Here is a 13,318-nt window from a genome sequence, read left to right as displayed (position 1 = left end):
AGCTTTCTTCTCAACCGGTGATGAAGGTCGGCCAGACCTGGATCTGCAGCTTGAGCGCCCAGATGAATGCAACGTAGCTGCCGACGGCCAGCACGGTGGCCAGGATCAGCACGGTAGGCAGCTTGAACTCGTGGCCCGCAAGGCTTGCGATGATCACGAGCGCGTAGATCGCGATGATCATTCCCATGGCCGGCACGCCGAGGCTCGGCAGGCCGCCGAGCAGGATGCCGAACGCAAGGTTGGCGCCCAGGATGAAGATCACCTGCTTCCACGCCCACTTGCCGATCTTTTCGCCGTCGGTGGTTTCGACGGTCAGGCCGCTGAACATGATTCCCAGGCCGATGACGGCCATCAGGATGCCCAGCATCAACGGGAAGTAACCCGGACCCATGCGGGCGCCGGTGCCTACGCTGTAGGTGGTGGCGCCCCATGCGAACGCCGCGCCCACGACCGTAAACATCAGGCCCGAGAAAAAGTCTTTCTGACTCTTGATTTTCACGAACAGTCTCCTCGAACAAATTTCGATGCCGGATTGTCGAGTCAGCCAGTGGTCAGCCCGATGTGGATTCCACTAACGAAAGGCCTAGGGATAACCCGAAAGACTTCACAGCGCCGACTCCGGCACACCGGGGAATCGGCCCTGCAAGGCTCATTCCAAGGGGGGCGTCGCGCTCAGAACTTCTTCGATGGTGGTTACGCCCTCGGCGACGCGCAGCGCCCCTGCCAGGCGCAAGGGACGCATGCCGTCGATCACGGCCTGCCGCCGGAGCCCGCCGAGGTTCGGCTCCTTGTTGACCTGGCCCTTGAAGTCCTCGCTGATGCTCAGCAGCTCGTAAAGGCCCATGCGCCCCATGTAGCCGGTCATGCGGCAGTCGACGCAGCCCACCGGCTTGTAGGCGCGCACCGAACCGGTGATCTGCCACGGCTTGACGATGGCTTCGAGCTTCTCGCGCGTGATGGTGTCGTCGGGCTGCTTGCAGTTGGGGCACAGCGTGCGCACCAGCCGCTGGGCCAGCACGCCGAGCATCACGGCGTTGATGAGGTACGAAGGCACGCCCAGCTCCATCAGCCGCGTGATGGCGCTCGGCGCGTCGTTGGTGTGCAGGGTGCTGAACACCAGGTGGCCGGTGAGCGCGGCCTGCACCGCCATCTCGGCCGTGGCCAGATCGCGGATTTCGCCGACCATGATGATGTCCGGATCCTGCCGCATCAGCGCGCGCAGGCCTTCGGTAAACCCGAAGTCGAGCTGCGGCTGCACCTGGGTCTGGTTGAACGACGGCTCGATCATTTCGATCGGGTCTTCGACCGTGCTCACGTTGACTTCTTCGGTCGCCACGCGCTTGAGCGTGGAATACAGCGTGGTGGTCTTGCCGGAGCCCGTGGGCCCGGTTACCAGGACGATGCCGTTGGGCCGGGTGACGAGCTGCTCCCAGCGGTGCGCGTCGTGCTGCGAGAAGCCGAGCGCGTCGAGGTCCTTCACCGCCGTGTCGGGGTCGAAGATCCGCATCACCATCTTCTCGCCGAAAGCGGTCGGCAAGGTGGACAGGCGCATTTCGACTTCGTCGCCGCGCATGTTGCGGGTCTTGATGCGGCCATCCAGAGGTCGGCGCTTTTCGACCACGTCCATACGGCCGAGCAGCTTGATGCGCGACACCATGGCGTTCATCACGCCCATGGGCATCTGGTAGGCCGGGTGCAGGATGCCGTCGATGCGGAAGCGGATCACGCCCTGCTCGCGGCGCGGCTCCAAGTGGATGTCGCTGGCGCGCTGGTCGAAGGCGTATTGCCACAGCCAGTCGACCACCTGCACCACGCTCTGGTCGTTGGCGTCGAGTTGCTTGGTGCTCTTGCCCAGTTCCACCAGCTGCTCGAAGCTCGCGCCGCCGGTGTTGCCGCCGGCTTTCTGCGCGGCGCGCACCGACTTGGCGAGCGCAAAAAACTCGGCCGTGTAGCGCTGGATGTCGGTCGGGTTGGCCACCACGCGGCGCACGGTGCGGCGCGACTGGCGCTCCACTTCGGCAATCCAGTCGGTGAGAAACGGCTCGGCCGTCGCCACCACCACCTCAGTCGGCAGCACCTGCACCGGCAGCACCTTGTGGCGCTCGGCATAGGCCGCGCTCATGGTGTCGGCGACCTTGCCCACGTCGACCTTGAGCGGATCGATGCGCAAATAGGTGAGCCCCGCGCGGCCGGCGAGCCACTGCGTGAGCATTTCGAGATCGAGCGGTTTGCCGTCGCTTTCGCGCGTCATGGCCACATTGGCGAGCCGCACCAGCGGCGCCTGCCGGCTCTCGGCCTGGGCGCAGCGCGCGATGGTGCGCTTGGCTTCCACCGGCGAAATCACGCCATCGGTGGCCAGCCATTCAATCAGGCGGCGCAGGTCGAGCGGGCCTTCATGGCGGTCAGCGAGGGGTGCAGGGGCGGATACAGCGGGAACAGCGCTCATGGGCCGGAGGGTCGGGTGAGAGTGGGATTCATCGGTTTGAACACACGCAGCCATTTCGGCGCGGGCAAGCCCCATCGAGTCTGGATCGTTTGGCCGCGCTCGGCAAGGGCTTCGCGCTTCGGACGGCTCGGCGTGCGCTGCGCCAGCACCACCGTGTTGCCTTCGCGCGTCGGCTTGAAGGCCCAGACCGCATCGGCCCCGAACGCGCCGGCGATTTTCTCCAGGCTGCGCTCGTAGCTCGACGACCGGCCGAAGAGGTTGACCGTCATGCAGCCGTCTTCGGTGAGCAGCGCGCGGCAATCGGCATAGAAGTCTTCGCTGTCGAGCACCGGCGCGGCGGCCTCATGGTCGTACAGGTCGACCTGCAGCACATCGACCGTGCCCTGCCACTCGGGCTTGCGGATCTCGAGCGCCGCATCGGCGATGACCACGCGCAGCTTCGGGTCGTCGGCCGGCAATTTGAACCAGCCACGGCAGGCAGCCACCACCTGCGGATTCAGTTCGACCGCGGTGGTGCGCATGCGCAGGGTCTTGCGGCAGAACTTGGTGAGCGTGGCCGCGCCGAGGCCGAGCTGCATCGCATGGCGGCCCGCCACGCTTTTCGGGTCGGCGAACAGCAGCCAGGCCATCATGCGCTGCACGTATTCGAGCTCGATTTCGAAGGGCGCATCGAGCTTCATCGAGCCTTGGACCCATTCGGTGCCCAGGTGCAGGTAGCGAATGTCGCCCCAGTCGGAAAAGTTGACTTCGGGAAGAACGGGAATTTTGCTCGTGGCCATCAAAGAAGGTGGTGGGCGACAAAGACCTCGCGCCAGGCTGCGAGCTTGCGCTCGAAGCTCCACGACGCGTTGGCGGGGCTGGTGGAAGGCAACTGATAAACCGGCACCCCGAGTGTGCGCGTGTGGCGCGCATGCTTGAAGCTCTCGCCGCCGTTGTGCGCAATGGCCGCCAGGCGCGGCAGATGGAGCCCCGCGATGTCGTTGGCTACCGGGGCGCGAATGGCGGAATCGAGGCTGCCCTCGCGCTCGCAGGCGGCGTACACGTCCCAAACACCCAGGCCGCGCTCGAGCAACCACGCTTTTTTCCGGGGATAGCTGTCTGCCCCCATGGGGAGCGGGTGTCGGGGCCAAACGGCTTGCAAGATTTTCCAGAACTGATTTTGCGGATGCGCATAGTACTGCTGCTGCTCGAGCGACCGGACGCCCGGGAAGCTGCCGAGTATCAATACGACCGTGGCGGGCGAGACAACGGGCGCGAGGCCCGTCAGCACCGCGCCGCCGGAATCGGATGCAGTTGGTGGTTTCATGAACAGGCTCCATCTTGGCACTGTCGACGGCCATGAAAAAACCCGCCGAAGCGGGTTTGTGCTGAAGGCGAACGCCGATTATTTCTTGGCGGCTTCGTGTTCGGCGGTGCCGGGAACCTTTTCGCCGATGGCCTTGCCGGTGCTGCGCATGCCGTCGGCCGTCTTGTGGCCGGCAGTTTCAACAGCGTCGCCGGTCTTGGCGGCCACATTCTTGGTGGCGGTGGTGGCCTTCTTGGTGGTGCGCTTGGTTGCGTCCCACGCCTTCTTGGTGCCGCGTTCGGTGGCGTTCACGGCCTTCTTGGTCGTGCTCTTGGTCGCATCGACTGCATCCTTGCCGGCTTCCTTCACCTTCTCGGTGGTGGTGGGTTCGGCGGTGGCAGGCGCGGCGGTTTGCGCCACGGCGGACACGCCGATGGAGGCAAGCGCGAGGGCGAGCACGACGGGCACGGTGCGAATGAAAGATGTGGTCATGTAAAGACTCCTTTTTGGATGAAGTGTTGGAGTGACGGACTTGCCACTGAGCAAGCAACGCCGATTCGAACACCGAGGATGACAGCAAAAATGCAAGCCTCGCCCGCATCGTGGCAAGACGGGATATCGGCCTACGCGCGCTGCGGCCGGCCTTCCGACAAGGAAAGAAGACTTTCGAGCCGAGGCAGCGCATTCTTTGCATTCTGGGTTGTGGCCCCGGCCAGTTCGTCGATACCGACGCCGCGCAATTGCGCCACCACTTCAGCGATACGCGGCAGTTCGCCGGGTTCGTTGCGGCCCTGCGGTTCGCCGGCGGCGCGCTGCGCCTGCGTGCGGTAGATCCAATGCGGCTGGATGTCCGGCGCATCGGTTTCCATCACGATCGATTCGAGCGGCAGCGTGGCCGCCAGCCGCCGCAGCTGCAACGCGCGATCGAAGGTCACGGCACCACCGAAGCCGAGCTTGAGCCCGATCTCGATACAGGCCTTGGCCTGCTGCTCGCTGCCGTTGAATGCATGGGCAATGCCCTGCCATGGCCGGCCGGCCGCTGTCTGCCGCAGATGCTTGAGCACCTTGTCGACCGAGCGGCGCACATGAATGAGCACCGGCAGTTCGTATTTGCGCGCGAGTTGCAACTGAGTGTGAAAGAAATGCTGCTGTTTGTCGCTGTCCAGCCCTTTCACGAAATAGTCGAGCCCGATTTCGCCGACCGCGACCAGCCGTGGATCGCCGCGGCGCATGGACAGTTCGGCGTCGAGCGCCTCCAGGTCGGCGTCTTGCGCATTGCCGGTGCACAGCGGGTGGATGCCCAGCGCATAGGCGTCGCCCTGGACGCGTGCCAGCTCCCGCACGGTTGCAAAGTTGAAGACCGCCACGGCCGGAATGACGCACAGCGCCACGCCCCGCTCGGCGGCGCGCGCACGGATGAGCGGCATTTCCGCACCGAATTCGGGCGCGTCCAGATGGCAGTGGGTGTCGATGAATACAGCCATTGCGAGATGATGCCCGAAGGGATGCAAGGCAGAAGAAAGCGTGCTACTGTGAACCCCTCTCCCGTCATCCCTTGCCGGAGGTGTTTCGATGCGCAGGCCCGCTTTCTACAGCCGTTCGCCCCGCACGCTGCCTCAAGCGGCCGATTCCGCGGCCGCCGATCAGGCCGTGCCATCGCCCGAGGGCGGAGGCAATGGCGCGCCGCCCCCCAACTCCCCACCTCGAACCAAGCCAGGCTGGCAGCCCGGCCGGCGCAGTTTTGCGTTTCTGGTGGTGCTGTGCGCCGTCGCGGTCGGCAGCGCCACATGGTGGCCGCGCCAGGGCGCCAAGGCGCTGACGCAGAAAGACATCGATTCGGCCGTGCTGCGCACGCTGCAGACCCACACGCTCCCCTCGCCCGCCGCCAAGGCCGCCGAGATCGTGCGGCCTTCGGTGGTGCGCGTGGTCGGCTACGGCCCCGAGAAAGCCACGCCCGAGGCCAAGACCCAGAAGCGCGGCCGCAATCTTGCCAAGGGCAAGCCGCCCGAGGCCGACCCGCCGCCGGGCGAGACCGAACGCGGCGTGGGCACCGGCGTGGTCATTGTCGACAAGGGCGTCATCCTCACCAACCTGCATGTCGTGGCCGGCGCCGAAACCATCAAGGTCACCTTCTCCGACGGCCTGGAAGCCGTGGCCACCATCACCGGCGTGCAGCCCGAGAACGATCTCGCGGTGCTGCAGGCCCAGAAGATTCCCGACGACCTGATTCCGGCCGTGATGCGCTCGACCGCCGACCTGCAGTCCGGCGACCAAGTGGCAGCGGTGGGCTTTCCTTTCGGCATCGGCCCTTCGGTGTCGGCCGGCGTAGTGTCAGGCCTGAAGCGCTCGTTCCGCTCGCCCGAGGGCAAGCAGGAGCTGGGCAACCTGATCCAGTTCGACGCGGCAGCCAACCCCGGCAACTCGGGCGGGCCGCTGATCAACATGGACGGCGAGGTGCTCGGCATCGTCACCGCCATTCTCAATCCCACGCAGCAGCGCACCTTCATAGGCATCGGCTTTGCCGTCCCGATAGAAAACGCGGCCTCGGCCGCCGGTTCGCCGCCGTTCTAGAACCAGGAACCGGCATCAGCTTCGTTTTGATTTGTTCATAGAAAGAGGCCATCGCATGAGCACCGAGACCCCGTTTTCCACCTCTTCCGCCACGGCCGAGCTGATGGAGCAGATCCTCTATGAGGTCAAGCGCGTGGTGGTGGGCCAGGACCGGTTCCTGGAGCGGGTGATGGTCGCGATGCTCGCGGGCGGCCACTTGCTGGTCGAAGGCGTGCCGGGCCTGGCGAAGACGCTCACCGTCAAGACGCTGGCCGACACGGTGCGCGGCCAGTTCAAGCGCATCCAGTTCACACCCGACCTGGTGCCTGCCGACCTGGTGGGCACGCGCATCTACAACCAGAAGACCGGCGAGTTCAGCACCTCGCTCGGCCCGGTGTTCGCCAACCTGCTGCTGGCCGATGAAATCAACCGCGCGCCGGCCAAGGTGCAGAGCGCATTGCTCGAAGTAATGCAGGAGCGCCAGGTCACCATTGCCGGCGAGACGCACAAGGTGCCGCGCCCCTTCCTCGTCATGGCCACGCAGAACCCCATCGAAACCGAAGGCACCTATCCGCTGCCCGAGGCGCAGGTCGATCGCTTCATGATGAAGGTGCTGGTCGACTACCCGAGCGACGAGGAAGAGTTCGTCATCGTCCAGCGCGTGATCGGTCCGCTGGTCGAGGCGAACCCGGTCGCGACGACCGAACAGCTCGCGGCCCTGCAGGCCGAGGCGCGGCGCGTGTACGTCGACCCTTCGCTCATCCAGTACGCGGTCAAGCTCGTGTCGGCCACGCGCACGCCCGACAAGCACGGCCTGAAGGACATGCGCCGCTTCATCACCTTCGGCGCCAGCCCGCGCGCGAGCATCAGCCTTACCGAAGGCGCGCGCGCGCTCGCGCTGCTGCGCGGCCGCAGCTATGCCCTGCCCGAGGACATGACGGCGCTGGTACCCGACGTGCTGCGCCACCGCGTGACGCTTTCCTACGAAGGCTTGTCCGAAGGCCTCACACCCGACGGGCTGATCGAAAAGATCATGAAGGCCGTCCCCGCCCCTCCCAAACCTCTTGAACATGAAAAGCTGGTGGCGTAAGGCCCCCGCGGCCGCGAACGACGAACGGCTCATCGCTGAAGCCGGGGGTGCCGAGCGCGCGCTGCGGCGGCTCGAATGGACCGTCATCCGCCGCCTCGACGGCTTGCTGCAGGGCGACTACCGCACGCTGATGCGCGGCACCGGCCTCGACCTGGCCGACCTGCGCGAATACCAGCACCATGACGACGTGCGCCACATCGACTGGAACGTCACCGCCCGGCTGCAGGTGCCGCACGTGCGTGTGTTCACCGAGGACCGCGAAATGTCCGCGTGGTTCGTGCTCGACCTGAGCCGCTCGGTCGACTTCGGTTCGGGCCGCCGAGCCAAGCGCGAGATCTCGGCCGGCTTTGTCGGCGTGCTCGCGCGCCTGCTCACGCGACACGGCAACCGGGTCGGCGCGCTGGTCTACGGTAGCGACCTCGAAGCGGTGATTCCTCCGCGCAGCGGCCGCCGGCACGTGCTTCACCTGCTGCACGCCATGGAGCGCCGCGCCGACAAGGTCGAAAAGGCGCCCACGCAAAAAGGCATGACGCGCCTGGCCGACCTGCTGAAGTCGGCCGCTACGCTGATGCCGCGCCGCTCCACGGTGTTCGTGGTGTCCGACTTTCTGAGCGAGCCCGGCTGGGAACGCCCGCTCGGCCAGCTGGTGCAGCGGCATGAAGTCATTGCGGTGCGCCTGTTCGACCCACTCGAACTCGAACTGCCCGACCTCGGCCTGGTGCCGCTGCGCGACGCGGAAACCGACGAGCAGCTCTGGGTCGACACCCACGATGCCGGCTTTCGCAAGCGCTTCGCCCGCCTGGCGGCCGAGCGCGAAGCCGCGCTGCGTGCCTCGCTCGCAAAGGCCGGGGTCGATGCACTCGAGCTTTCAACCAGCGACGACCTGGTGGAAGCCATCGTTCGTTTTGCCGACATGCGCAAGCGCCGCACGCGCATCGGCTCGGGCAGCATGAAAGCGGTGGCAGCATGACTTTTCTCTGGCCTCAGTTCCTCTGGCTTCTGGCAGCCTTGCCGCTGCTGGTGTTGCTCTACATCTGGCTGATCCGCCGCAAGAAGAAGCTGGCGGTGCGCTACGCCAGCCTCTCGATCGTCCGCGAGGCGATGGGCGCCGGCCAAAGCGTGCGGCGGCACATTCCGCCCTTGCTGTTCCTGCTCGCCATGGCCGCTATGCTGGTGGCGGCCGCGCGGCCGATGGCTGTGGTGCTGCTGCCTTCGAACCAGCAGACCATCATCCTCGCAATGGACGTGTCCGGAAGCATGCGCGCGGCCGACGTGCTGCCCAACCGCCTCGTCGCCGCGCAGGAAGCGGCCAAGACTTTCATCAAGGACCTGCCGCGCCACGTGAAGGTGGGCATCGTGGCGTTCGCGGGCAGCGCGCAGGTGGCCCAGTTGCCCACCACCAACCATGACGACCTGGTCACCGCCATCGACAGCTTCCAGCTGCAGCGCGCCACTGCCACGGGCAACGCGATCGTGGTGTCGCTCGCCACCTTGTTCCCCGACGCGGGCATCGACGTTTCGCAGTTCAGCGCGCCCAGCCGCCAGCGCGGCACGCCCATCGACCAGACGGAGAAGCAGGCCAAGGAGTTCACGCCGGTGGCGCCGGGCTCCTACACCTCGGCTGCGATCATCATGCTGACGGATGGCCAGCGCACCACGGGTGTCGATCCGCTCGATGCCGCCAAGGCCGCCGCAGACCGCGGCGTGCGCATCTACACGGTGGGCGTGGGCACGGTCGACGGCGAAACCATCGGCTTCGAAGGCTGGTCGATGCGCGTGCGGCTCGACGAGGAAACACTCAAGGCCGTGGCCAACAGGACCAATGCCGAGTACTTCTATGCGGGCACCGCGAACGACCTGAAGAAGGTCTATGAAACACTGAGCTCCAAGCTCACGGTCGAGAAGAAGGAAACCGAGGTCTCGGCGCTCTTTGCATTGGGCGCGGCCATTCTCACGCTGCTGTCGGCGGGTCTCTCGCTGCTCTGGTTCAATCGGATTCTTTAGCTCCGGCCCTGGCGGGGGCCGGCAGGCCGGCGAGCACCTCGCGCAAAATTTCCTCGGACAAAGCCTCGTCGTCCATGGCGCGGGCCAGCACCACGCCGCCGTACATCGACGCCAGGATGCGAATCGCGTCGCCGCGGGCGTTCTTCTTCGACCGCCACGGAAACTTGCTGGCGAACCGGTCGATCAGCACCTTGAAGTAGGCCGTCAGCGGCGCACCAATGGCTTTCTCGCTCCCCGGCTGGCCCGCATGCGCGGCAAAGGCCGCCACAAGGCAACCGCAGGCGCGGCTGTCGCGGTGCTCAGGGCTCAGGTAGCTCCGCACATAGGCGCGCATGCCTTCGGGCGTTTTTCCCGCCGCATCGAGGTCGGCGAGCGCGGCATCCCCAGCGTGGACGATGCACTCCGCCATCAGCGCCTCCTTCGAGTCGAAGTGGTTGTAGAACGGCCCGTGCGTGAGCCCGGTGGCTTTCATGATCTCGCTCACGCTCACGCCGTCGAAGCCGCGCTCCTTGAAGAGGCGCGAGGCCTCGGCAAGGATCTTCTGGTGCTTTTCGGCGGTTTCCGCTGCGGGGTATCGCATGTGACCTCTTTCTGTTCCCGGGTACTTCAAGGCATGGCTTGACGTTAAGCATGATAACCATCATGCTTCGACACTTCAAACATGATGGTCATCATGCTTGCAGCAAGGCAACCCTTTCCAACCTAGCTTTTGAACGGATTCGAAATGAGCGAACAAGCAACCCTCGGCACCGCCGTCGTCACCGGCGCCTCGGCCGGCCTCGGCAAGATCTACGCAGACCGCCTGGCCCGCCGCGGCCACGACCTGCTGCTGGTGGCGCGCCGTGCCGACCTGCTGGAAGAAGTCGCAGCGGGCCTGCGCGCCAAATATGGCGTCAAGGTGCAAACGCTCGCGGCCGACCTTGCCGCCGCCGGCGACCTCGAGCGCGTGTCCAAGGCCGTGGCCACCGACCCGTCGGTCACGCTGCTGATCAACAATGCCGGCCTCTCCACGCTCGCACCCGTCGCGCTGACCACGAGCGCGCAGCTGCAGAGCATGCTTGACGTGAACATCAACGCCCTCGCTCACCTGAGCCATGCCGCACTGACCGCCTTCAAGGCGCGCAACCGGGGCACGCTGGTGAACATCGGCTCGGTGCTCGGCTTCTACACGCTGCCGATCAGCAGCATCTACAGCGGCACCAAGGCCTTCGTGGTCGCGTTCACGCGCGGTCTGCAGGAAGAGGTGGCGGGCACCGGCGTGAAGGTGCAATTGGTGCTCCCGGCCGCTACGGCCACCGACATCTGGGAGCTTTCGGGCGTGCCGGTGTCAGCGCTGGCCGAGGGCACGGTCATGCAGGCCGAAGATTGCGTGGACGCCGCGCTGGCCGGCCTCGACCTGGGCGAAGCGATCACGCTGCCGTCGGTGAACGACGCCGCCCTGCTCACCGGCTTTACCGATGCGAGCGCCAAGCTGTTCGGCGCTTCGCAGACCAGCAAGCCGGCCGCGCGCTACCTGGCGACGGCCTGATCGGCCTGCGCGGCCATCGCTGACTGGTCCGGCGACTTCACCGCGCCAATGCCGCCCAGGAACAGATCGGCCACGATCGGCGCAATCGCCGCATGGTCGAGCTTTCCGCCCGGCTTCATCCAGGTGAACATCCAGTTGATCATGCCGAACAGCAGCATGGTCAGCGGCTTGGCGAGGTCGTCGCTCGGCGCGCCGGGCCTGAGCGCCGAGACGGCGCGCGCAAACCCCGCGACCACCTCGCGCTCCTTGTCGAGCACGCGCTCGCGGTCTTCCTCTTCGAGAAAGCGCACGTCGTCGGTCAGCACGCGGTGCGCGTCCTGCGCGCCGGCGTATTCCTCGACGATGCGGTAGATGAAGCGGCGCAGCCGCTCTTCATCGGTGTGCGTCGACGCCTCTTCCTCGGCCACCAGCGCCGCGAGCTTCGAGACGTGCGTCTCGGCGATGCTGATCAGCAGGCTGCTCTTGTCCTTGTAGTAGTGGTAGAGCGTGGCCTTGGAGAGGTTGCAGGCTTCGGCCACCTGGTTCATCGAGGTGGCGGGATAGCCGCGGCGCGCGAACAGTTGGGCGGCCTGCGCGAGGATGAACTCGCGCTGGTCGTCGTAGGTGGCGGATCTTCCACGCGGCATCGGGTCTTCTTTCTTCCTTGATTGGAGTTGCGGGCAACCCGCAATCTTGCATGAAGCGCGCCGGCTAGCCGCGCCGGGTCGCAATCAGCGAACGCACGTCAGTGGCAGGCAGGCGCGGCCGATCGGGCTCCATCTGCCGCAGCGGCGCCACCTCGTGCAGGCTGGCCAGGCTGCGAACCGTCAGCGCCTGGTAGGTCTGCGTGCCCTCGAGCTTCCAGGCAATTTCCTCCTCGCTCAGCATCTTCTTCACCTTGGCGGGAATGCCGGCCACCAGCGACCGCGCGGGCACCTTCATGCCCGCGGGCACAAAGGCGCAGGCCGCCACGATCGCCTGCTCGCCGATCTCGGCCTCGTCCATCACCACCGCGTTCATGCCCACCAGCGCGTCGCGCCGCACGATGCAGCTGTGGAGGATCGCGCCGTGGCCGATGTGGCCGTTGACCTCGACCACCGTGTCCTGGTCCGGAAAGCCATGGATGCAGCAATGGTCCTGCACGTTGGAGCCCTCCTCCAGCACGATGCGCCCGAAGTCGCCGCGCAGGCTGGCGCACGGGCCCACATAGCAGTTGGCGCCCACGATCACGTCGCCGATCAACACGGCGCTGGGATGCACATAGGCCGTGGGGTCGACGACGGGTATGACGCCGTCGATGGAATAGCTGGGCATTCGGTCGGTCTCCTTTTTCCAAGTGGCTCAGGGTTTGCCCTGAATCAACCCCGCTTGTGCCGGATTCAAGGTCGATCCTAAAATCTACCGTCCGGTCGGTCAATAGTGTTTGCATGCCGATTCCGCCAAAACAAGGATGAGAGACAAGCCCATGCCAGAACCTTTAGTTCTCACCGATGATGCCGGCGCCGTCCGCACGTTGAGCCTCAACCGCCCCGCCGCGCTCAACAGCTTCACGACGGAAATGCATGCCGAGCTGATGGCCGCACTGGAGCTCGCAGCCAAGGGCGACAGCGTGCGCTGCGTGGTACTCACGGGCGCCGGACGCGCCTTCTGCGCCGGGCAGGACTTGGCCGATCCGTCGGTGGCACCCGACCCGACGCCGGGCGCCGCTCCCAAGGACCTGGGCCACGTCATCTCCACCTACTACGCACCGCTGGTCGCGCGCCTTCGTTCGATGCCGGTGCCCGTGGTCGCTGCCGTCAACGGCGTGGCCGCCGGCGCGGGCGCGAACCTTGCCCTGTGCTGCGACCTGGTAGTGGCCGCGCGCTCGGCCAGCTTCATCCAGGCCTTCACCAAGATAGGCCTGGTGCCTGACACGGGCGGCACGTGGTTGCTGCCCCGGCTCGTGGGCTCGGCGCGGGCACTCGGCATTGCGATGCTGGGCGACAAGCTCCCTGCCGAGGAAGCGGCGCGCATCGGGCTGATATGGCAGTGCGTGGACGACGCGGCACTGGCCGACACAACGGCCTCACTCGCATCGAAACTCGCCGCAATGCCGACCCGCGCCCTGGTCGCCACGCGGCAAGCCATGGCTGCGGCGCAGGACATGAACCTGGACGCGGCACTCGCCGAAGAAGCACGCATCCAGCGCGAATTGGGCAATGCCGCCGACTACCGCGAAGGCGTGGAAGCCTTTCGTGCCAAGCGTGCACCGGTGTTCAAGGATCGCTGAGATGACTTGCTGTTCATTGAGCCGCGTTGTGAGCCATTCAGGGCGCGCGCCCGCCGACGGGGTACCTTTCTCCGCGAATGTCCCCCGCCCTTCGGGCTCCTCCTTTATTTCGCTGCGCAAGGCACCCCATCGACGGGTGCGTTATGAACGGCGGTCGTTGATCGGTC

General features: G+C 66.0%; 15 protein-coding genes. 6 read left to right on the top strand and 9 right to left on the bottom strand.

From position 1 onward, the window contains the following. Positions 1-10 precede the first annotated feature (10 nt). From EJI00_RS01090 to EJI00_RS01065, 6 genes are all read right to left on the bottom strand, one after another. Entirely contained in the window at positions 11-499 is a 489-nt protein-coding gene (locus EJI00_RS01090; protein ID WP_126745619.1) for a tripartite tricarboxylate transporter TctB family protein, read from the bottom strand. Positions 500-649: 150 nt separating this feature from the next. Beyond that, on the bottom strand, positions 650-2,446 hold the full coding sequence (locus tag EJI00_RS01085; RefSeq protein ID WP_126745618.1) for a GspE/PulE family protein: 1,797 nt from the start codon (positions 2,444-2,446) through the stop codon (positions 650-652). Then, positions 2,443-3,225 carry a spermidine synthase gene (locus tag EJI00_RS01080; protein WP_126745617.1) on the bottom strand — a complete coding sequence of 261 codons (783 nt, stop codon included), beginning with the start codon at positions 3,223-3,225 and terminating at the stop codon, positions 2,443-2,445. Before EJI00_RS01080 ends, EJI00_RS01085 begins: the two co-directional genes overlap by 4 nt. Further along, positions 3,225-3,752, bottom strand: coding sequence for a DNA-deoxyinosine glycosylase (locus EJI00_RS01075; RefSeq protein WP_126745616.1), 528 nt, complete (start codon positions 3,750-3,752; stop codon positions 3,225-3,227). The genes EJI00_RS01080 and EJI00_RS01075 overlap by 1 nt, the downstream gene beginning before the upstream one ends. A gap of 78 nt (positions 3,753-3,830) precedes the next feature. Then, positions 3,831-4,223 (bottom strand): hypothetical protein, encoded by a 393-nt coding sequence (locus EJI00_RS01070; RefSeq protein ID WP_126745615.1) that lies wholly within the window; start codon positions 4,221-4,223, stop codon positions 3,831-3,833. Between the two features lie 131 nt (positions 4,224-4,354). After that, complete coding sequence (locus EJI00_RS01065; protein WP_126745614.1) at positions 4,355-5,215, bottom strand: TatD family hydrolase; 861 nt, start codon at positions 5,213-5,215, stop codon at positions 4,355-4,357. An 88-nt stretch (positions 5,216-5,303) separates the two neighbouring features. Here EJI00_RS01065 and EJI00_RS01060 point away from each other — a divergent pair, with 88 nt between their 5' ends. Genes EJI00_RS01060 through EJI00_RS01045 form a run of 4 tightly spaced genes read left to right on the top strand, consistent with a single transcriptional unit; the run spans position 5,304 to position 9,375 of the window. Next, on the top strand, positions 5,304-6,302 hold the full coding sequence (locus tag EJI00_RS01060; protein WP_126745613.1) for a S1C family serine protease: 999 nt from the start codon (positions 5,304-5,306) through the stop codon (positions 6,300-6,302). Positions 6,303-6,357: 55 nt separating this feature from the next. Then, complete coding sequence (locus tag EJI00_RS01055) at positions 6,358-7,371, top strand: AAA family ATPase (protein WP_126745612.1); 1,014 nt, start codon at positions 6,358-6,360, stop codon at positions 7,369-7,371. Beyond that, entirely contained in the window at positions 7,352-8,341 is a 990-nt protein-coding gene (locus tag EJI00_RS01050; RefSeq protein ID WP_126745611.1) for a DUF58 domain-containing protein, read from the top strand. Before EJI00_RS01055 ends, EJI00_RS01050 begins: the two co-directional genes overlap by 20 nt. Further along, positions 8,338-9,375, top strand: a complete 1,038-nt coding sequence (locus EJI00_RS01045; RefSeq protein ID WP_126745610.1) for a VWA domain-containing protein — start codon at positions 8,338-8,340, stop codon at positions 9,373-9,375. Before EJI00_RS01050 ends, EJI00_RS01045 begins: the two co-directional genes overlap by 4 nt. Here EJI00_RS01045 and EJI00_RS01040 read toward each other — a convergent pair. After that, on the bottom strand, positions 9,359-9,955 hold the full coding sequence (locus EJI00_RS01040) for a TetR/AcrR family transcriptional regulator (protein WP_126745609.1): 597 nt from the start codon (positions 9,953-9,955) through the stop codon (positions 9,359-9,361). The genes EJI00_RS01045 and EJI00_RS01040 overlap by 17 nt on opposite strands. Before the next feature lie 144 nt (positions 9,956-10,099). Between EJI00_RS01040 and EJI00_RS01035 the strand changes: the two genes are divergently transcribed. Then, entirely contained in the window at positions 10,100-10,903 is an 804-nt protein-coding gene (locus EJI00_RS01035; RefSeq protein ID WP_126745608.1) for an SDR family NAD(P)-dependent oxidoreductase, read from the top strand. Here EJI00_RS01035 and EJI00_RS01030 read toward each other — a convergent pair. Together EJI00_RS01030 and EJI00_RS01025 are read right to left on the bottom strand one after the other, a co-directional pair. Further along, a complete protein-coding gene (locus EJI00_RS01030; RefSeq protein ID WP_126745607.1) occupies positions 10,885-11,529 on the bottom strand; it encodes a TetR/AcrR family transcriptional regulator in 645 nt (214 codons plus the stop codon). The two genes, EJI00_RS01035 and EJI00_RS01030, sit on opposite strands and share 19 nt — an antisense overlap. A gap of 64 nt (positions 11,530-11,593) precedes the next feature. Beyond that, complete coding sequence (locus EJI00_RS01025) at positions 11,594-12,196, bottom strand: phenylacetic acid degradation protein PaaY (RefSeq protein WP_126745606.1); 603 nt, start codon at positions 12,194-12,196, stop codon at positions 11,594-11,596. A 151-nt stretch (positions 12,197-12,347) separates the two neighbouring features. Here EJI00_RS01025 and EJI00_RS01020 point away from each other — a divergent pair, with 151 nt between their 5' ends. Beyond that, complete coding sequence (locus EJI00_RS01020; RefSeq protein ID WP_126745605.1) at positions 12,348-13,151, top strand: enoyl-CoA hydratase-related protein; 804 nt, start codon at positions 12,348-12,350, stop codon at positions 13,149-13,151. Positions 13,152-13,318 lie beyond the last annotated feature (167 nt).

The sequence above is a fragment of the Variovorax sp. DXTD-1 genome, assembly GCF_003984625.1.
GTDB lineage: Bacteria > Pseudomonadota > Gammaproteobacteria > Burkholderiales > Burkholderiaceae_C > Variovorax.
Note: the sequence above shows the minus strand (reverse complement) of the source record. Positions and strands in the feature narration are given on the sequence as shown.

Coding starts and splice junctions, on each gene's coding strand:
- EJI00_RS01085 (WP_126745618.1), bottom strand. CDS start 2,446: ATGAGCGCTGTTCCCGCTGTATCCGCCCCTGCACCCCTCGCTGACCGC.
- EJI00_RS01080 (WP_126745617.1), bottom strand. CDS start 3,225: ATGGCCACGAGCAAAATTCCCGTTCTTCCCGAAGTCAACTTTTCCGAC.
- EJI00_RS01075 (WP_126745616.1), bottom strand. CDS start 3,752: ATGAAACCACCAACTGCATCCGATTCCGGCGGCGCGGTGCTGACGGGC.
- EJI00_RS01070 (WP_126745615.1), bottom strand. CDS start 4,223: ATGACCACATCTTTCATTCGCACCGTGCCCGTCGTGCTCGCCCTCGCG.
- EJI00_RS01065 (WP_126745614.1), bottom strand. CDS start 5,215: ATGGCTGTATTCATCGACACCCACTGCCATCTGGACGCGCCCGAATTC.
- EJI00_RS01060 (WP_126745613.1), top strand. CDS start 5,304: ATGCGCAGGCCCGCTTTCTACAGCCGTTCGCCCCGCACGCTGCCTCAA.
- EJI00_RS01055 (WP_126745612.1), top strand. CDS start 6,358: ATGAGCACCGAGACCCCGTTTTCCACCTCTTCCGCCACGGCCGAGCTG.
- EJI00_RS01050 (WP_126745611.1), top strand. CDS start 7,352: ATGAAAAGCTGGTGGCGTAAGGCCCCCGCGGCCGCGAACGACGAACGG.
- EJI00_RS01045 (WP_126745610.1), top strand. CDS start 8,338: ATGACTTTTCTCTGGCCTCAGTTCCTCTGGCTTCTGGCAGCCTTGCCG.
- EJI00_RS01040 (WP_126745609.1), bottom strand. CDS start 9,955: ATGCGATACCCCGCAGCGGAAACCGCCGAAAAGCACCAGAAGATCCTT.
- EJI00_RS01035 (WP_126745608.1), top strand. CDS start 10,100: ATGAGCGAACAAGCAACCCTCGGCACCGCCGTCGTCACCGGCGCCTCG.
- EJI00_RS01030 (WP_126745607.1), bottom strand. CDS start 11,529: ATGCCGCGTGGAAGATCCGCCACCTACGACGACCAGCGCGAGTTCATC.
- EJI00_RS01025 (WP_126745606.1), bottom strand. CDS start 12,196: ATGCCCAGCTATTCCATCGACGGCGTCATACCCGTCGTCGACCCCACG.
- EJI00_RS01020 (WP_126745605.1), top strand. CDS start 12,348: ATGCCAGAACCTTTAGTTCTCACCGATGATGCCGGCGCCGTCCGCACG.